Source organism: Leptolyngbya sp. FACHB-1624 (genome assembly GCF_047649235.1).
GTDB classification, from domain to species: domain Bacteria; phylum Cyanobacteriota; class Cyanobacteriia; order Leptolyngbyales; family Leptolyngbyaceae; genus Leptolyngbya; species Leptolyngbya boryana.
Window position 1 is genome coordinate 6,198,266 of record NZ_CP180258.1, and the last position, 18,649, is coordinate 6,216,914.

Here is an 18,649-nt window from a genome sequence, read left to right on the forward strand (position 1 = left end):
CTGAAGAATTTAGCTATTTACTGGGTCCATCCATTCCAGCCAACAACTGCGGCATATACCAAATTTGTTGTTCTGTTGCAGTCTCTCCGGCTTTGACAAAGTCTGTTCCGTCTTGGAACTTGATCGGTCCTTTGTAGAGATTAATGCTGCCACTGCTCATTCCTTTGACAAACTCATCCAGGAATTTTTGATTCTCACCTAACGCCTGACCTGGATTAAACCCGATCATTCCAGCAGTGGGATTGGTGAGGTTTTGCCAGTCAGGACCAGACCAGACAAATTCGCTCGTGTACTTGCCATCTTTTGCTTTCTGCAAAGCATCTGCATAAGGAATTGACCAATTGTAAAACGGCACACCCAAACAAATGCTAGGAGCTAGCGAACAGCCCGTTGGTAAGTCATAGTGAACGTATTTTACTTTCTTCCCAGCTTCTGCTGCTTTTTTTCCTTGTACTGCTGCTTCTGGCGTATCAATGCCACTCATCACAACATCAAAGCCCCCATTGTAGTAGTCGTCTGCAACCTTGGTCGGATCAAGCGTTTTACCTGGAATATTGAACCAGAATCCAATCCAAGTCACTTTGAACGTCAACTCTGATGCCGGACGCTTTCGATAGGTCTCCCAGCAGTATTTTGCGCCGAGAAAAGCAGCAGAACTATATCGCCGAGTTTCATCATTGATCAAGGGACCTAAATACCCAATTTTTCCCGTTTCAGTTCCCAAGGCGGCAGTACATCCGGCAATCATCTTCCCGTACTCCATCCGTCCCATGATATTGCCGAGATTGGCTTGGTTTTTGAAATTCTTGCCGTCTTTCCAAGCATAATCCCCAGAGGCATGAATCACAGTCACATTGGTATGTTTCTTGGCAGTCTCCAAGGCATCATCTTTAAAGTCATCCGAGTTAAAGATAATGAATTTTGCGCCTTTGGCAATCAAGTCATCTGCGACTTGAGAACCTTTAACGTTGGGACGATCGCCAGGGTTCACCTTGTCTACGTACTCTAATTTTGTACCCGCGACTTTTTGAATTGCACTTTGAATGCCCTCAAAGTGTACCTGGTTCCAGCCTGCATCGTTTTTTGGACCCACTAAAACCATGCCAACGACGTAATCTCCACTGCCAGCAGCAGGTGAGGAAGCAGAGTTAGGAGTGCTCCCACCTCCGCAGGCTCCCACGATCGAGCCAAGAACAACGGTCAGTCCGATCTGACCGAGAAATTTCGATACCTTCGATATCTTTGTCATATTTTGCAGAACGCCAAGTAGGTGAGGTGTGGGAGCGAATTCAAGATCGAATTATCACGAATCCAGAACGCAGCAAAATGTATTGCAAGCCACATCAAACTATCAAGAATTGTTAGAATTCGTAGAAAATTCTGATTTTTTTAATTCCTCGATTGCGTGCTGACATCTCGAAGGGGAATCAACAGAAAATCTCAGCAGGACTTCTCCGCTCAGAAATCTTCTAATAGCCATTCTGAAGCGCGATCGCCCAAATCGATCGGAATACTGACTGCCTTGCCCTGCCTTGGACGTTCCCGAGTTTTTGCAATATAAGACTGCACCTGTTCGATCGCGCCCCAGCCTGCCAAATAGGTAGCCACCTGATCCAAATGCTCCAAATATTCCGCCTCAGACAGCGGAAACGATAATTGCTCCAGATATTTCCACATAATCTGAACAAAGAACTTCCCTTGGGTACGGCGCACCTGAATATCGTAGGAACGCCCCCACTTCTGGAGCAGAATTTGTTGAAGATCTCGTCCTGTCATCATGGCGATCGCAAAATTTGTAACATTTCGTAAATCAATTCCACAGTCTCGTATCGATAATCTGAATGTCAAGAAATGTATAATAAATCTTAGAAAAGCTACAGACAGCCGACTCTAAGGGATTTCTGGACATCCGATTGGACAAACTTGAAGTGCCCTAGATCGTCATTCGCTCGTCATTGTGTAGCCCTCTCCATGTAAATTGATTTAAACACAGAGCTTTCAAATCAGTTCTGCGCGAAATCTTTTGTCATCCATCTCATTTCCGCAATCCCTAGAGAAGAAGTCATGGCTCAATTATCCGAATCTTCTGATGTCCCAAGCATGGGTCGTCGCCAATTTATGAACGCCTTGATGTTTGGCTCTGAAGCGTTGGTCGCGCTCGGTGCTTTATATCCAGTCGTGAAATACTTTATTCCGCCGTCGGCTGGTGGCGCTTCGGGAGGTGTCACGGCAAAAGACGCGCTTGGCAACGATATTCTTGTCAGCGAATATACAAAATCCCATCCCGCCGGCGATCGTTCTCTCGCTCAAGGCTTGAAAGGTGATCCGACTTACGTTGTGGTCACAAATGATGGCATTGAGAGCTATGGCATTAACGCGGTGTGTACTCACCTCGGTTGTGTCGTGCCTTGGAACGCAAATGAAAACAAATTTATGTGTCCGTGCCACGGTTCGCAGTATGACAGCACTGGCAAGGTCGTTCGTGGCCCCGCTCCTCTGTCTTTGGCATTGGTTCATGCCAGCGTTGAGAACGACAAGATCTCCTTTACGCCTTGGACTGAAACCGATTTCCGTACAGGCGACGATCCTTGGTGGGCTTAAGCCGCTGACTTTGAACCATTGCACAACATAGTGAACAGAGATGAGAAGTAGTTTTCTAAGAAAAGCGATCGTGACGATCGCGGCGATCGCAACGTTACTCGCAGGCAGCTTTGCTTTGCCTCAAGCAGCTTCTGCATACCCGATTTTTGCTCAAAGCCAATACGAAAATCCCCGTGAGGCTACGGGTCGGATTGTCTGTGCAAACTGCCATTTAGGTGCAAAGCCGACCGAAGTAGAAGTTCCTCAGTCCGTTTTGCCGGATACCGTGTTTGAAGCAGTGGTGAAAATCCCTTACGACACCAGCGTGCAGCAAGTGCAAGGCGATGGCTCGAAAGGTCCGTTGAATGTCGGTGCAGTCTTGATGTTGCCAGACGGATTCAAGCTTGCTCCAGAAGATCGGATGACTGACGAGCAGAAAGAAAAGGCTGCGGAACTCTACATCCAGCCTTACAGTGATGCTCATCCGAACTGGTTAGTCGTTGGTCCTGTTCCGGGTGAGCAGTATCAAGAAATCGAGTTTCCGATTCTTTCACCTGATCCGAAGACTGATAAGTCTTTGCGTTTTGGTAAGTATCCGGTGCATGTCGGCGGAAACCGCGGTCGTGGACAGGTTTATCCGACTGGACAAAAGAGCAATAACGCGGTCTATAACGCTTCTGCGGCAGGTCAGATTTCTGCGATCGCGAAAACCGAAGAGGGCGGCTATACCGTTACCATTACGGGCGAAAATGGCGCAACTGTGACCGATGAGATTCCGGCAGGACCCGAATTGCTTGTGGCTCAAGGTGACACGGTGAAAGCAGGTGATGCGTTGACCAGCAACCCGAACGTGGGTGGATTTGGTCAAGTCGATAAGGAAATCGTGTTACAGAACCCAGACCGGATTAAAGGTCTGTTAGCTTTCTTTGCGATCGTTTCCTTGACTCAAATCATGTTGGTTCTGAAGAAGAAACAGGTCGAGCGCGTTCAAGCCGCTGAAATGAATTTCTAATTCTAGAATTCAACCGAATTGAATGGAGCGAGCGGTTCAGCTTGCTCCATTTTTTTGTGTTAAAACACCCCACTCCCCACTCCCCACTGCTTCCAATATTGATGTCATGATCCGAGCTTTTCAGCGTAGCGCTTCAATTCCCATGCCATCCGCTGAATCCCTTTTCGTTCCTCTTGACGAATAAAAGGCAGCAAAAAACGGGCAAACGTCCCAGAAAAATTTTGCTGATACGAAAATCGTGTTTGATTCATTCCGATGTCTTGTAGCTCAAACACATGCTCATTGTGCAAACCGGGAATCGAAGAAAGCCACTTCAAACAGTAATTAGGTTGAACTAAAGTGACGATCGGGCGAAATTGAATTTCATCTTCTCCGGGCGATCTTAAAACTGACAATGAAACATCCCGTCCTTGAATAAACGGGCGATTTGGGTCGCAGTCAAATAAAAAAGTATTCCAATATTTCCAGCGTTCTTTGGCGATCAGGATTTGCCAGATCTGCGATCGAGCGGCATTAATTTCAACTTCGGTGTACAAACTCGGCATAAATCATGTCCTCAGACGATCGCAATTAACAATTCGTGACCCTTTATTGCGGTAAGATTTGCCGAGTCGCAAATCACGCACACAATCCATGTCAGATCTTCTTACCCCTAATTCCAGTTTTAGCTTGACTATCCGCTTTGAGGTTCCGAATCGTCCGGGAATGCTTGCCAGTGTCACCCAAGCAATCTCTACACTGGGTGGCAGTATGGGACAGATTGATTTGATTGATCAGACTCGCGCCATTTCGATGCGGGATATCACCATCGATGCGGCGAGTGCTGAACATGCAGAAACGATCGTGCAAGCGGTCAAAGATCTCCCTCACATTAAAGTGCTCGATGTGTACGATCGTACGTTCACTCTTCATCGAGGCGGCAAAATTAGTGTTGTCAGTAAGATACCCCTGCGAGGTCAGGCAGATCTCGCGATGGCTTATACTCCTGGGGTCGGACGGATTTGTAATGCGATCGCACAAGAACCGCACCGCGTGTACGAATTAACAGTAAAGGGAAACATGGTGGCGATCGTTACCGATGGCAGCGCAGTGTTGGGATTAGGAAATCTGGGCGCGGAAGCATCAATGCCTGTGATGGAAGGCAAAGCGATGCTATTTAAAGAATTTGGGGGATTGGATGCCTTCCCGATTTGTCTTGCGACTCAAGATACGGATGAAATTGTCGAAACCGTTAAGCGGATTGCGCCTGTATTTGGCGGTGTGAATTTAGAAGATATTGCTGCACCCCGATGTTTTGAGATCGAAGCACGATTGCAGCGAGAGTTGAATATTCCTGTCTTTCATGATGATCAGCATGGAACTGCGATCGTCACGCTTGCTGCACTCACAAATGCTCTAAAACTTGTCAACAAGAACATGTCTGACGTGCGGATCGTGATCAATGGCGCAGGCGCAGCGGGAGTTGCGATCGCAACGTTACTTCAGAAAGACGGAGCGAATGAAATCATCATGTGCGACTCGAAAGGAATTTTGTCGAACGATCGCACGGATTTGAATCCTCAAAAACGCAGCTTTGCAGTTGATCAATCGGGTAACTTAGCCGATGCGATGAAAGGTGCAGATGTCTTTCTGGGCGTGAGTGCGCCTGGAGTCGTGACACCGGAGATGGTGAAATCGATGGCAACTGATCCGATCGTCTTTGCGATGGCAAATCCGATCCCTGAAATTCAGCCGGAACTGGTCAAAAATGATGTTGCAGTCATGGCAACCGGGCGCAGTGATTACCCGAATCAGATCAACAATGTGTTGGCATTTCCGGGGGTGTTTCGTGGGGCATTAGATTGTCGTGCTTCGACCTTTACGACAAATATGTATTTGCAGGCAGCTTTAGCGATCGCGTCTCTCATCAAAACCGATGAACTCGATCGAGAACACATTGTGCCCTCTGTCTTTGATGAGCGGGTGGCGAAGGTGGTTGCTGCGGCAGTTCAGCGGGCTGCGAGAGAAGATGGAGTCGCACAGGGATAAATGATTTCTTAGGACTTTAGGAGTTAAAACTTTCCGAACATTTTCTATCCTTAGTGGAAGAGTCAGTACAATAACAGCGGATTGCGGGGACTGAGCAACAACTGAATTCATTCAGATTGTCAATGTTCTAGAGATTACATGTCCACTATTCGCAATAAGTTATGAAGATTCTCACTCACAAGTCTGAGTTGAAAGTGCTTGGACTGCCTGCTGACCAGGGAAGATGGCTACTTCTTCCATTAGGGATGAGTGTTCTGCTATGTCTGGGCAGTATTTATGCTTGGAGCGTCTTTAGAAAGCCTTTAGAAAGTGAACTGAACATTAGCGCAACAGAAAGCTTATTACCTTTTACTGTGGCGCTTGTTTTTTATGCTGCGCTGATGCCGATCGCAGGGTTCTACATTTCTAAGCTTGGAACTCGCACCATGACGGCAATTGGAGGAATCATTGTCGGCTGCGGCTATCTTCTTTCGAGCTTTGTCCATCAAATTGAAATGATGGTGCTGACCTATGGAGTGATCGCTGGTACGGGAGTTGGGATCGCTTACGGTGTCCCGATGGTTGTCGTTTCTCGGTGGTTCCCAGATCAGAAAGGGTTAGCCGTTGGACTCACGATCGTTGGATTTGGGCTTTCTCCTCTAATTACTGCGCCCCTAGCAAATCAACTCATTGACATTTACACCGTTCGACCGACTTTACGGATACTTGGGATCATTTTTACGATCTTGATTCTAGCAATCGCTTGCACCCTGAAATTACCGCCTAAAGATTGGCACCCTCAGAGAGATTTAGCTGCTTCAACGACGATCTCTGCCCGAACTTATCCAGCGAACTTATTCAAAAGTCGATCGTTCTATGGACTTTGGATTTGCTATGCGATCGCAACGTTGATTGGCCTAAGTGCCATTGGAATTTCTAGCCCAGTCGGTGAAGAGATGATCAACATTGATCCAAAATTCGCAGCGAGTAGCGTTGCGCTATTTGCAGTGTTTAATGGCATGAGTCGTCCTTTGTTTGGATGGTTAAGCGATCGCTTTCAGCCTCATCGTGTCGCGATCGCATCTTATACCCTCATTCTGATTGCCTGTATTCTCATGGCAAATGCTCAGCCAGGGCAAGTTGCACGGTATCTGATTGCTTTTTGTCTCTTTTGGTTTTGTCTAGGCGGATGGTTAGCAATGGCTCCAACGATCACTTTGCGATTTTTCCATCCTGACCAATATGCTCAAAACTATGGGATTGTATTTACTGCCTATGGAGTCGGTGCTTTAGTCGGAACTTTGGCAACTGGAAGAATTCGAGATTGGTTGGGAACCTATACATATGCGTTTTATCCGATGGCGCTGCTTGCGATCGTGGGCATCATTGTTGCTAGCTCAATGCTGAAGTGCGATTCGATTCGCCCAATAGTGCAAGAGAACGTTTAACAGAACTATAGCAATCCGATTTGAGTTGTGAAATCCGGGAACGTCCCCTAAATTCCCCATTCTGGGGGACTTTGAAGCCTCAAAATTTCCCAGTTTCAAAGTCCCCCAAGTTTGGGGGATTTAGGGGGCACAACAGACTGTGCATTTCACGATCAATTTGGGACTGCTATATTTCGCCAATCTTCCTTGAGAATGCAGAACAATTCATAAAAAAATGATGTCGTTTCTTAATCGGTAACGACATCATTTTTTTGCTTTAGAGAGTCTGATAATAGGCGCTATCCAACCTGACGCGGAAGGGTCGCCTCATGTTCCAAGATGCTCGAATTTATCAAATTCTCTTTCTTTCACTGTTTTTACTCGTTGGCATTGTCACGAGAGATTGGTCATTACATCTGAGTATGGTTGGAACTGCGATCGTGACCTGTCTCGGATCACAATGGCTGATGACTCGAATCTCAGAGCAATCCTTTACTCAATCTTTCCCCAGCGCATTGGTTACAGCCTTGGGGATGAGCGTGCTATTGAGAGCAGATCATTACCTAACGATCGTACTTGCTTGTTCTGCTGCAATTGCTAGTAAATTTATCCTGCGGATTGGAGAGAAGCATCTCTTTAATCCGGGAAATTTTGGCATCATTACAGCCTTATTGCTTACTTCGGATGCTTGGGTTTCGCCAGGGCAGTGGGGTGAAGAGGGCTGGTATGCAGCACTGTTTTTGGCAACGGGGGGATTAGTCCTCAAGCGAGTTGGCAGATGGGATACGACGATCGCGTTTCTTGCAATGTATGGCGGATTAGAAGCGATTCGGAATTACTACTTAGCTTGGACTTGGGATGTCTGGGGGCATCGATTGATGAGTGGATCGCTCTTGATGTTTTCCTTATTTATGATTACTGATCCTCGAACCATTCCGAATTCTCAGATTGGGCGAGTCATTTGGGCAAGTGCGATCGCAGTCCTGACGTTCATTTTGCGAAATCAGTTTTTTGTCTCGACAGCAGTGTTTTGGGCATTGTTTGCACTGGCTCCGCTTAGCATTATCATCGATAAAATCTTTCCTGATTCTCGCTTCTCGTGGGAACAGAGTGCAGCTACGACTGAGTCTTTATCAATCTAAGGAATATGCTATGAAATCATTTCGCATTTTATGTGCATTGCTCATTATTGGTCTGAGTTGCTTTTTCTTTGTTCCAAAAGCTTGGGCGTTTTGTGGATTCTATGTTGCGAAAGCAGATGCAAAACTCTATAACCAAGCTTCTCAAGTCGCGATCGCTCGAAGTGGCGATCACACTGTTTTGACGATGGCAAATGACTATCAGGGTGAGGTCAAAGATTTTGCGATCGTGGTTCCCGTACCAGTCGTTTTACAGAAAGAGCAAGTTAAAGTCAGCGACCCTAAAATTATCGAGAGATTAGATGCATTTAGCGCACCTCGATTAGTTGAGTATTTTGATCCAGATCCGTGTGAAACGCTCGACGATCGCGTGTTACGGATGCCCATGCCATCTGCACCAATGAGTGAAGCAAATGAAGCTGTTCGGAGTCGTCAAGGCTCGCTAGGAGTCACTGTAGAAGCAAAATTCACCGTTGGGGAATATGACATTCTGATTTTAAGCGCAAAAGAATCGGGGGGATTAGAAACTTGGTTAGTTGAAAATGGCTATAAGATTCCGCGTGGGGCAAAGCAGCTCTTAAAGCCTTACATTCGCCAAAAGCTCAAATTCTTTGTTGCGAAAGTCAATCTTGATGAGTTTGATAAAGCTGGATTTCAATCTCTTCGTCCCTTACAGATTACTTATGATTCGCCCCGGTTTATGCTCCCGATTCGATTAGGGATGATCAATGCTCAGGCGGCTCAAGACTTGATTGTTTATATCCTGTCTCCCAAAGGTCAGGCTGAGGTAACTAATTACAGAACGGTCAAGGTTCCTTCTGATTCTGAAGTTCCGTTGTTTGTCAAAGATGAGTTTAGTCACTTCTACAAATCAATGTTTGAGAAAAGCTACGATCGCGAAGATCGCAAAGTTGCTTTTCTAGAATATGCCTGGAATATGGGCAATTGTGATCCCTGTTCGGCTGAGCCTCTCAATCCTGAAGAATTGAAGCAAGCCGGGGTGTTCTGGCTAGAAGGTTCTGAACCTGTTGTGATGCCTCGTGGTCGTCGTCGCCCAGTTGTAAGCTCTGATGTGTTTATCACACGACTGCATGTTCGCTACACGCGCGATAAGTTCCCCGAAGATCTAATGTTCCAAGAAACGAATCAGCAAGAAACATTCCAAGGACGCTATGTTTTGCGGCATCCTTTCAACGGTAAAACAGATTGTCCTGCTGGAAGACGCTATCAGCGATCGCTGCGCCAACGGTTTGAAGAACAAGCCCAAACGCTAGCACGTCTCACAGGCTGGAACATTGATGAGATTCGCAAAAAACAACCGCGAGTTCAGAGCCAACTCCCTTGGTGGCAAGATGCATTGATGTCGATCGCGGGTATGTAGGAACGTTATATGGAGAGATAGGGGAGTGGGGGAATAGGAAGATAGGAAGCCGTCTAGGTCTTAGTTCTCCCTATCTCTCCATTCCCCATTCTGCGAGATTAATATGGTCAACTACTAGCCCTCCTGCAATGAATGATTGGAACTACTAAGGAGTTAGCTTCCGGATTGTAGGACAACTAATGAGCGACCCATCACTGGAACATTTTTCGTTCCTGTAAACAGAATCTTCTCAGTGGTAAAGCTTGGCTCTTTTGTATTAATCAGCGCAGACCATTTCCGCTGGCGTAATCGAGTCGGTAGGACAAAATTTAGCATTTCCCAATGCGCATTAAACAGTAATAGGAAACTACTATCTCGAATCCGTCCACCTTTGGGACCGCGATCGGGCAATTCACTTCCATTCAAAAACACAGCGATCGCTTTTGCATATCCATTGCACCATTGTTCCTCGGTCATGTCATGCCCATCGGGATTAAACCAAGCAATATCATTCACACTCGATCCATGAATCGCCTGCCCTTGAAACCACCGCTGCCGCCGGAAAATGGGATGTGCTTGACGGAAATGAATCAACTCTCGCGTGAAATTGAGCAGATCAGACTGAGAAGTGCATAACTCCCAATCCAGCCAAGACAGTTCATTATCTTGACAGTAAGCATTATTATTTCCAGACTGAGATCGACCCATCTCGTCGCCCATCACAATCATCGGAATGCCTTGAGATAACATCAGCGTTGTGAGCATATTGCGCTGTTGTCGCTCTCTTAGACGCATTACTTCCACATCATCTGTCTCACCTTCTACACCACAATTCCAAGAGCGATTGTGGCTTTCACCGTCTCGATTGTCTTCGCCATTGGCTTCATTGTGTTTCTCGTTGTAGCTCACAAGATCGCGGAGCGTGAAACCATCATGAGCCGTCATGAAATTGATGCTGGCATGAGGTCGTCTGCCATTCGATTGATAAAGGTCAGGACTGCCCGTAAATCGATAACCAAACTCACCAAGCTTACCATCCTGCCCCCGCCAGAAATCTCGCATCTCATCTCGATAGCGCCCGTTCCACTCTGACCACAGTACCGGAAAATTGCCAACTTGATATCCGCCATCTCCTAAATCCCAAGGTTCTGCAATCAATTTGACTCCAGCTAGAATCGGATCTTGGTGAATAATGTCAAAGAACGATGCCAAATTATCCACTGCGTAAAGCTCTCGGGCAAGTGCAGATGCCAAATCAAAGCGAAAGCCATCCACATGCATTTCTGTAACCCAGTAGCGCAAGCTATCCATGATCAGCTTCAGCACTTGTGGACTCTGAACATTCAGCGAATTTCCGCATCCTGTAAAATCCATGTAGTACCGCTCGTTGCCTTCAACTAAACGGTAGTAGTTTTTATTATCGATCCCCCGTAGAGATAGCGTTGGACCACAATGATTGCCTTCGCCTGTGTGATTGTAAACAACATCTAGAATGACTTCGATCCCAGCTTGGTGCAGAGCTTGCACCATCTGTTTAAATTCCCGCACTTGTCCACCGAGAGTTTGATCGGCACTATACCCGGAGTAAGGTGCAAAGAAATTAATCGAATCATATCCCCAATAGTTACTTAATCCTGTGCCAGCAAGATGCCCAGGCTGGGATAGAAAATGATGCACAGGCATGAGTTCAACCGCGGTCACACCCAGAGATTTGAGATGTGCGATCGCTGCTGGATGTGCAAGTCCTGCATAAGTTCCTCTTAATGTCTCTGGCACTTCAGGATGCTGCTTTGTAAATCCCTTAACGTGCATTTCGTAGATAACAGTTTGGTTCCAAGGCGTTTGTAATAACTGATCTCCTTGCCAATCAAAAGCTTGATCGACAACAATACACTTCGGAACGAGATGGGCATCATCCAAATCAGAAAAACCTAAATCCGCATCTGGATCGTCCCAACGATAACTAAAAATTGCTTCACCATGTTGAACATCGCCCTCGATCGCTTTTGCATAAGGGTCGATGAGCAGTTTATTGGGGTTAAATCGATGCCCAGCTTGAGGATTCCAAGCCCCATAAACGCGAAAGCCGTATCGCTGCCCAGGCGCAACTCCAGGGACATATCCATGCCAAATAAAATTTTCACCCGCATAGAGAGGTAAACGCTGTTCTAAACCCTGTTGATCAAATAAACAAAGATCCACAGATGTCGCATGTTCAGAAAATAGTGAAAAGTTAGTTCCTTTACCATCCCAGGTCGCGCCAAGCGGATAGACTTTTCCTGTCCAAATGGGTGCATTCATAGTCGTTCAACTATCATGATTAAAAGCAGTTTAGGATATTCACACAATGATGTAGTCATCCAAGAATTGATATCTAATATCTTGCAAGCGTCCTTAACACTCGCTTCAGTGTAAGAGGTAGACTGCTGACTTCTCATCTACCAGGAGGACAAGCTAATTTCTATCTCAAGGAGTGGCTCATTTTATAGCATTCAAAAATATTTGATTTTTTCTTACATGTAAGATTTTGCCTCGTAGAGCGCGTCTGAGTAGGACATCTAAAATAGTGCCCAAATTGTGAACAGCACCCAAACAAGTCACGTTACATTGGTGAAGTCAGGTCAAGCTTTGCTCAGTCGAGAAGCACTTCACACACTTGAGACAATGCATGTTCAATTTTGATGTCAAGCAATTGCTCCAAGCTTTTCTAGAATTTCTCAAGCACTTGCTAGCTGCTCGCCGAGGCGCGTTACTCATGCTACTCATTGGCGTGTTACTGCCCCTATTGATTTTTGGAGAGCTAGCAGAGGATGTGTGGGAAAATCAGGGTGGCTTTCCGTGGGACGTGCCGATTCTGCTGGCAGTCCATTCAGTAAACAATCCCTGGCTTGATGCGATCGCAACTTTTCTGACAAAGCTAGGAGTCTTTTGGGGAGTGTTTCCGGTTGCGATCGGAGTCGGGGTGTTTTTGCTGTTTCGACGATGGTGGTATGCACTTGCATATCTGATCACAACTTTAACAGGCAGTATTGTGATCAACCGAACTGCAAAATTGCTTTTACATCGTGTCCGTCCACATTTGTGGCAGTCGCCTGCACCAGAATTTGACTACGGATTTCCCAGTGGACACGCTATGTCAAGTATGACGTTTGTGACAGTACTGATCATTCTAACTTGGCAAACAAAATGGCGCTGGTGGGTATTGCTGCTAGGAGGCTTATTTGTCCTGATGATCGCGTGGACTCGTCTCTATCTTGGTGTTCATTATCCGAGCGATATCCTAGCAGGTTGGCTTATCTCGATCGCTTGGGCAATCGGCGTGAGCTTACTGATTAATCCACAATGGCGGAATGTTCCTCTACATTCTCGCTGAACCACCCTTCCTTAAAATTCGCCTTTTAAGAATGCGTTCCCTTGAAAGCTGATATCAATGCTGGGGTAATCACTGCTGAACCGATACGATCAAGCTACAAATCCAAGGTGCGGTGCTGAATGAAAGTAGGAACTAGCTTGGTATGCGAACCTACAGTACAACAACAGAAAGCCGATGATGGGATTTGAACCCATGACCTTTCGATTACGAATCGAATCCGATTGATTTCCAAAACTAACGATGGAAAGAACTGTAGCTTATCTCAATCGACATTGCACGCAGTTTTATCTCAATCACTGTAAGGCAGTAAGAGTAAGGATTTAAGCCACAATTTACGGCTTGGTTTATTCGTCCCCATTGAACCCTAAAGTAAGGATATTTGAGGTTTATTCGGTTGAGGCACTTAATTTCCAATTCCGAATTTCGTTGATCGCGACTTCTGCCTGTTCTAAAGTGACTTGAGGCAGACGATTCGTGAAATAGTTATCTAGTCCAAGTGGTTTGCTCAACTCTTCTTCTATGCCATCCAGCACCTCTGGATGATTTGAGGTTAATGCCCAGTCGCGATCCCAGAAGATGCGATCGACCAATTCATCTACAAGCGTATGCCAAAGACTCAAATTATCTGAGTGTGAATGGAAGGTATCTAATTCTTCATCAAACCCAAATTCTTCTTGCCCGCTTGCCAATTGCTCAAAAGATATTTTTCAAATCCTCGCCAGACTAAATTCCGATAAAAATATTTCAGGCTTTCCTCTTCGTTGAGTCCCTCCTTCTCCAAGTAAATCTCATCTCCGAGCCGCATCTGGAGAAACGCGAAAGGAAAATAAGCAGCAGCTTCAATGACATTTGTCAGCGTCGGCGGCTCGATCGTTGGATCAAGAAATGCGGAGAGACATCGGTAGAGCAGGACAACTTTTTGCTCAAAAGTGGCGATATCAAATATGCGGTCGCCTGTTAGTACTTCTGATTCTTCTAGATCACGGGTGTCTTCAAGGTTCTCGATCGCGTCCTGCATGGCAGTGAGATATACTTCTGCTTCAACGCCTTACTTGGCAGATTGCACAGGGCGGCATCCGACAAGTTTTAATCGGTGCGACCCGCGCCGAATTCGACTTTGCCAATCACATCGCACATACGATTGAGACTGACCCAGAAGCGAGTTGGATCTTTGTGCTGGATCAACTCAACACTCATCAATCTGCTTCCTTAGTTCGACTCGTGGCAACCTGTTGTCAGTTAGACCTGGATTTGGGTATCAAGGGTAAGTCGGGCATCCTACACTCGATGGCTTCACGTTCTGCTTTCCTGAGTGATCCAACCCATCGCATTCGCTTCGTCTACGTGCCCAAACATACCTCTTGGCTCAATCAAATTGAATGTTGGTTTAGTATTCTGACCAGACGACTGATTCGGCGCGGCAACTTCACTTCCACTGAGGATCTCAAGCAGCAGATTCGAGCCTTCATCCGGTACTTCAATTGCACGATGGCAAAGCCGTTCAACTGGAAGTTTCAGGGCTTTGAGCCGAAGCCCCACTAAGCTGCTGCTTTATTTTCGCCCAGATGCACTAGTCAACAACCCGTAATTCAAATCACGATTTAGCCCATAATTTAAATCACAACTGCATCGTATTTCTCAAACATTGCAGATTTCTTTCAAGCTGAAGATTCGATCGGCGATCGAGTATCCTAACAGTAGACGAATCAAGGTTTTCAATCATGCAAGCACTTGAAAAACCGATTAGCTTTGATGAGTTCATCGCTTGGTATCCAGAGAATACCGGAATTCGCTACGAACTACACAATGGAGTGATTGTCGAGATGCCAAAGCCAAGAGGAAGGCATTCACGAGTCTCTGGTGATTTGGCGTTTGACTTGGGATCTGCAATTCGACAAGCAAAACTCCCCTACTTCATTCCCAAAGAGTGCATCGTCAAAGTGCTAGATCAATCCGGATATGAGCCAGACATCATCGTACTAGACGAAATCGCGATCGCAGATGAACCCCGATGGGAACGAGAATCCGTCATCGAAAGAGCCGCCTCAATTCGTTTAATCGTCGAAGTAGTCAGCACCAATTGGCGAGATGATTATTTAACCAAACTTGCAGGGTATGAAGCGTTCGGAATTCCTGAGTATTGGATTGTAGACTATGCTGCACTCGGCGGAAAACGGTTCATTGGCAATCCGAAAACTCCAACACTTAGCATTTATACCTTGGATGAAAGCGGAGAATATCAATTCAAGCAATTTCGCGGCAATGATTTGATCGAATCTCCAACGTTTCCAAATTTGCGATTAACGGCTGGCGAAGTTCTCGATCGCTAAAACTCCACCTTCTTATAGATTGCCGATAGCGACATCTGAAACGGAATCGAAGTAAATGCTAACGTATCATTTTCATCTTCGTATTCTTCCAAACTCCATTTTCGCGTTCCGGTTTTTGAGAATTGCTCAACATGGATTTTGTACTGATCGATCAGAATGTACTCCTGAAAACTTTCTACCGTTCTGTAAAACTCAAACTTCTCACCTCGATCGTAGTTTTTTGTCGAGTCTGACAGCACTTCCACAATCACCAAAGGATTTGTAATCGTATCCTTACGTTTTTCCAAATACTCTAACGATCCTTTCACAACCATCACATCTGGATACGTAAAAATCTTCCTCTGCGGCAACCATAATCTAATATCCGTGAAAAAAGCTTCGTAGGGTTGCTCAAGCCCAAAATTTAGGGCTGCATAGACATTCCCTGCAATTCGATTATGATTTGGGGTTCCGCCTGTCATCGGGATAATCTTACCGTCTAGATATTCACTTCTCGCCTCAGCTTCGGTTTCTAGCTCTAAATACTCTTCCGGCGAGTATCGTCTCTCTTGTGCTTGCACCATAAAACCTCCGGATTCTGACTTTAGTTTAATCAAACGCGAAAAAAATTCTGCGGAACGAGGCGATTTTCTCCTGAAGTTTTTAGACTAGAAGAGGCTGTGTAATTTGCATACTCGGCAGGTTTCGATCCTACAAGAAATTAAGTTGGGTCACTCCGCAGTGCAAACCATACGGAAGTGCTGCAAAATCAATGGTGTGGGCTACCGTATAAATAACGGCAATTGAACTCTAAGAAACGCCAGAAGGAAAGAACTATGGGATTATTTGACCGCATTAGCCGAGTTGTCCGCTCCAATGTCAACGACATGGTGAGCAAGGCAGAAGATCCAGAAAAAATTCTGGAGCAAGCCGTCATCGACATGCAGGAAGATTTGATTCAGCTTCGTCAAGCCGTGGCGCAAGCGATCGCTTCTCAAAAACGGACACAACAGCAATACAACCAAGCCCAAACTGAATCCAATAATTGGCAACAGCGGGCACAATTAGCGCTACAAAAAGGGGATGAAGGCTTAGCCCGTGAAGCCTTGACCCGCAAGAAAACCCACACCGAAACCGCAACCGCGCTCAAAACCCAACTCGATACCCAGTCGAGTCAAGTCGATACGCTTAAGCGGAGTCTGATCGCACTCGAAGGCAAAATTTCCGAGGCGAAGACGAAAAAAGACATGCTCAAAGCTCGTGCGAGTGCTGCCAAAGCGCAAGAGCAACTGCAAGGCATGGTCAACAACATGGGCACCAACACAGCGATGGCTGCGTTCGAGCGCATGGAAGACAAAGTATTACAGCTAGAAGCGCGATCACAAGCCGCCGCAGAATTGGCTGGAGCCGACTTAGAATCGCAATTCCGAGCACTCGAATCCGGCGATGTCGATCTCGAACTCGAAGCAATGAAACAACAAATGCTCGCAGGTTCAGCCCAACCCCAGCAATCGCTTCCCGGAACCGCTGCGCCTCAGTCTCAGACAACTCAAGCACCCAATGATGCAGCCGTTGATGCAGAATTGGAAGACTTGAAGAAACAGTTAGATAACCTTTAGTCGAAGCGTAAGGCGGTGGGGAGTGGGGAGTAGGGAGTAGACTCCTCACTCCCTACTTTTTAGCCTTCATCATTCGTTACAATTAGAAAGGCAAACGGATGTAACGAAAAGGATTTTCATGGCTGACCAGTTAATACGGGCAACTGCCGCAGATGGTGGAATTCGAGCAGTCGGAGTCATTTCAAACCGTCTCTGTGAAGAAGCGAGGCAGCGTCACAAATTATCTTATGTTGCAACCGCAGCACTAGGTCGAACCATGTCAGCAGGGCTATTGCTGGCATCGAGTATGAAACGAGCAGAATCGCGCGTCAACATTCGCATTCGAGGCAATGGCCCGATGGGTGGGCTGATGGTCGATGCGGGATTAGATGGAACCGTGCGCGGTTATGTCGATAATCCAGAGGTCGAACTGCCAACCAATGCTCAAGGCAAATTAGATGTCGGGGGCGCGATCGGGAAAGATGGCTACGTCTATGTCATTCGAGATGTAGGCTATGGATATCCCTACTCGAGTACGGTTGAACTCGTTTCCGGTGAAATTGGAGATGATCTCACTCACTATCTCGCAACGTCTGAACAAACGCCTTCCGCTCTCTTCTTAGGAGTATTTGTAGACGGAAATGGCGTGCAAGCTGCTGGCGGATTATTGATTCAGATCTTGCCCAAAGCAGCAAGCGATCCCGAATTAGTTGCCCTGCTCGAATCTCGACTGTCTTCCCTGCAAGGATTTACACCACTCCTACAAGCGGGTAAAACCCTACCCATGATCTTTGAAGAACTGCTTGGAGATATGGGCTTAGAAATTTTTCCAGAAACGCAGCTTGTAAGATTTCACTGTGGATGCTCTTTCGATCGCGTTTTAGGCGCACTCAAACTGTTAGGAGAAGCCGAACTTCGCGACATGATCGAAAAAGACAACGGTGCAGAAGCCACCTGTCATTTCTGTGGCGAAGTCTACAAAGCAAACATCGACCAACTAGAACAGTTGATCGATGAACTGAAAACAGCAAATTAATTTTGTAGAGGGTGCGAGCGATCTCAATCTAAACGCAATTAACCTCTGCCTTGCTCGGCATACATAGCTCGCAGCACCAGTGCTGGATCAACCCATTGGCTTGAGTATTTCAACCCCCAGTGTAAATGGGGTCCTGTTGTGCGTCCGGTCATACCGACCCGACCAATTCGTTCACCTGCTGGCAACATCTGACCTTCATAGATACGGACATCACCGGACTGAATATACTTGCCTTGCCCGTCCCGACCGGCTGAGCCTTGCATATGACAGTAAATATGCTCCCAGGAACCCGATTCAATGACTACTGAAGTTCCACAGGCGCTATTGTCTGAAACTTCAACAACCTTGCCCGTCCACCAACTGCGAATATAGCTGCCTTCTGGTGCTGCCATATCTAAACCCCGATGGAATTCACGGCTGTAAGAACCATCGGGAGACATTCGATAGCCAAATGGAGAAGTATACCCTTGAAAATTTTCAAGTGGGAATGACGCGCCTTGCCAGCTATTGCCAGTCGCTTGTAAATTCGCCTCGATCGCGAGTAAGCCATGTTGACCCCAGGACAATGCGATCGCACCTAAAAATCCCAAGACCAGAACGACCCAGAATCGTTTCAATGCGAACCGTGATTGAACAAGTAAAGACCTCCATCCTTGCGCCATTCTTTTCTCCTTGTGTGTGAAGAGTTATCGGCAGATGCGAACTGCACTGATTTTGTTGCGCAGCGAAACATAGCGTTAGACAAAAATCAGTCAAGGTCATTTAATCACAAAAAATCTTCACAGCCTTCGTATTTTCCTGCAAAATT

The 18,649-nt window shown here is 46.3% G+C and carries 19 protein-coding genes; 11 read left to right on the forward strand and 8 right to left on the reverse strand.

Annotated elements, in window-relative coordinates:
* Positions 1–13: 13 nt before the first annotated feature.
* Together ACMUEV_RS29435 and ACMUEV_RS29440 are read right to left on the reverse strand one after the other, a co-directional pair.
* Positions 14–1,249 (reverse strand): BMP family lipoprotein, encoded by a 1,236-nt coding sequence (locus ACMUEV_RS29435; protein WP_017285671.1) that lies wholly within the window; start codon positions 1,247–1,249, stop codon positions 14–16.
* A 209-nt stretch (positions 1,250–1,458) separates the two neighbouring features.
* On the reverse strand, positions 1,459–1,848 hold the full coding sequence (locus tag ACMUEV_RS29440; protein WP_317135177.1) for a DUF3067 family protein: 390 nt from the start codon (positions 1,846–1,848) through the stop codon (positions 1,459–1,461).
* 216 nt (positions 1,849–2,064) lie between these two features.
* On the opposite strand from ACMUEV_RS29440, the gene petC reads away from it, so the two are divergent.
* Both petC and petA read left to right on the forward strand, forming a co-directional pair.
* Positions 2,065–2,601 (forward strand): cytochrome b6-f complex iron-sulfur subunit, encoded by a 537-nt coding sequence (gene petC / locus ACMUEV_RS29445; RefSeq protein ID WP_017285669.1) that lies wholly within the window; start codon positions 2,065–2,067, stop codon positions 2,599–2,601.
* A gap of 40 nt (positions 2,602–2,641) precedes the next feature.
* A complete protein-coding gene (petA, locus tag ACMUEV_RS29450; protein ID WP_190650232.1) occupies positions 2,642–3,592 on the forward strand; it encodes a cytochrome f in 951 nt (316 codons plus the stop codon).
* A 104-nt stretch (positions 3,593–3,696) separates the two neighbouring features.
* Here petA and ACMUEV_RS29455 read toward each other — a convergent pair whose 3' ends face one another.
* Complete coding sequence (locus ACMUEV_RS29455) at positions 3,697–4,137, reverse strand: SRPBCC domain-containing protein (RefSeq protein WP_190650230.1); 441 nt, start codon at positions 4,135–4,137, stop codon at positions 3,697–3,699.
* Between the two features lie 88 nt (positions 4,138–4,225).
* On the opposite strand from ACMUEV_RS29455, the gene ACMUEV_RS29460 reads away from it, so the two are divergent.
* The 4 genes from ACMUEV_RS29460 (at position 4,226) to ACMUEV_RS29475 (ending at position 9,546) form a co-directional block, all read left to right on the forward strand.
* Positions 4,226–5,620, forward strand: coding sequence for a malic enzyme-like NAD(P)-binding protein (locus tag ACMUEV_RS29460; protein WP_190650228.1), 1,395 nt, complete (start codon positions 4,226–4,228; stop codon positions 5,618–5,620).
* Between the two features lie 161 nt (positions 5,621–5,781).
* On the forward strand, positions 5,782–7,047 hold the full coding sequence (locus ACMUEV_RS29465; protein ID WP_190650225.1) for an OFA family MFS transporter: 1,266 nt from the start codon (positions 5,782–5,784) through the stop codon (positions 7,045–7,047).
* A 308-nt stretch (positions 7,048–7,355) separates the two neighbouring features.
* Positions 7,356–8,168 (forward strand): RnfABCDGE type electron transport complex subunit D, encoded by an 813-nt coding sequence (locus ACMUEV_RS29470; RefSeq protein WP_190650224.1) that lies wholly within the window; start codon positions 7,356–7,358, stop codon positions 8,166–8,168.
* Positions 8,169–8,178: 10 nt separating this feature from the next.
* A complete protein-coding gene (locus ACMUEV_RS29475; RefSeq protein ID WP_190650222.1) occupies positions 8,179–9,546 on the forward strand; it encodes a DUF2330 domain-containing protein in 1,368 nt (455 codons plus the stop codon).
* A 153-nt stretch (positions 9,547–9,699) separates the two neighbouring features.
* Here the strand turns inward: ACMUEV_RS29475 and glgX are convergent, their stop codons facing one another.
* On the reverse strand, positions 9,700–11,826 hold the full coding sequence (gene glgX / locus ACMUEV_RS29480) for a glycogen debranching protein GlgX (RefSeq protein ID WP_190650220.1): 2,127 nt from the start codon (positions 11,824–11,826) through the stop codon (positions 9,700–9,702).
* A gap of 367 nt (positions 11,827–12,193) precedes the next feature.
* Here glgX and ACMUEV_RS29485 point away from each other — a divergent pair, with 367 nt between their 5' ends.
* Entirely contained in the window at positions 12,194–12,898 is a 705-nt protein-coding gene (locus tag ACMUEV_RS29485; protein ID WP_190650218.1) for a phosphatase PAP2 family protein, read from the forward strand.
* 386 nt (positions 12,899–13,284) lie between these two features.
* On the opposite strand, the gene ACMUEV_RS29490 is transcribed toward ACMUEV_RS29485, so the two are convergent.
* A complete protein-coding gene (locus tag ACMUEV_RS29490; protein ID WP_190650216.1) occupies positions 13,285–13,518 on the reverse strand; it encodes a hypothetical protein in 234 nt (77 codons plus the stop codon).
* 26 nt (positions 13,519–13,544) lie between these two features.
* On the reverse strand, positions 13,545–13,916 hold the full coding sequence (locus ACMUEV_RS29495) for a hypothetical protein (protein WP_190650214.1): 372 nt from the start codon (positions 13,914–13,916) through the stop codon (positions 13,545–13,547).
* Between the two features lie 122 nt (positions 13,917–14,038).
* On the opposite strand from ACMUEV_RS29495, the gene ACMUEV_RS29500 reads away from it, so the two are divergent.
* Both ACMUEV_RS29500 and ACMUEV_RS29505 read left to right on the forward strand, forming a co-directional pair.
* Positions 14,039–14,440, forward strand: coding sequence for a transposase (locus tag ACMUEV_RS29500; RefSeq protein ID WP_316429096.1), 402 nt, complete (start codon positions 14,039–14,041; stop codon positions 14,438–14,440).
* A 179-nt stretch (positions 14,441–14,619) separates the two neighbouring features.
* The gene (locus tag ACMUEV_RS29505; protein ID WP_190650212.1) at positions 14,620–15,228 is read left to right on the forward strand and encodes a Uma2 family endonuclease; all 609 of its coding nucleotides are present in this window, start codon (positions 14,620–14,622) and stop codon (positions 15,226–15,228) included.
* Here the strand turns inward: ACMUEV_RS29505 and ACMUEV_RS29510 are convergent.
* Complete coding sequence (locus ACMUEV_RS29510) at positions 15,225–15,791, reverse strand: Uma2 family endonuclease (RefSeq protein WP_190650210.1); 567 nt, start codon at positions 15,789–15,791, stop codon at positions 15,225–15,227. The two genes, ACMUEV_RS29505 and ACMUEV_RS29510, sit on opposite strands and share 4 nt — an antisense overlap.
* A 252-nt stretch (positions 15,792–16,043) precedes the next feature.
* On the opposite strand from ACMUEV_RS29510, the gene ACMUEV_RS29515 reads away from it, so the two are divergent.
* Both ACMUEV_RS29515 and hslO read left to right on the forward strand, forming a co-directional pair.
* On the forward strand, positions 16,044–16,826 hold the full coding sequence (locus tag ACMUEV_RS29515) for a PspA/IM30 family protein (RefSeq protein ID WP_190650208.1): 783 nt from the start codon (positions 16,044–16,046) through the stop codon (positions 16,824–16,826).
* 118 nt (positions 16,827–16,944) lie between these two features.
* Positions 16,945–17,841, forward strand: coding sequence for an Hsp33 family molecular chaperone HslO (hslO, locus tag ACMUEV_RS29520; protein ID WP_017285650.1), 897 nt, complete (start codon positions 16,945–16,947; stop codon positions 17,839–17,841).
* A gap of 38 nt (positions 17,842–17,879) precedes the next feature.
* Here hslO and ACMUEV_RS29525 read toward each other — a convergent pair whose 3' ends face one another.
* Positions 17,880–18,503, reverse strand: coding sequence for a M23 family metallopeptidase (locus ACMUEV_RS29525; protein WP_017285649.1), 624 nt, complete (start codon positions 18,501–18,503; stop codon positions 17,880–17,882).
* Positions 18,504–18,649 lie beyond the last annotated feature (146 nt).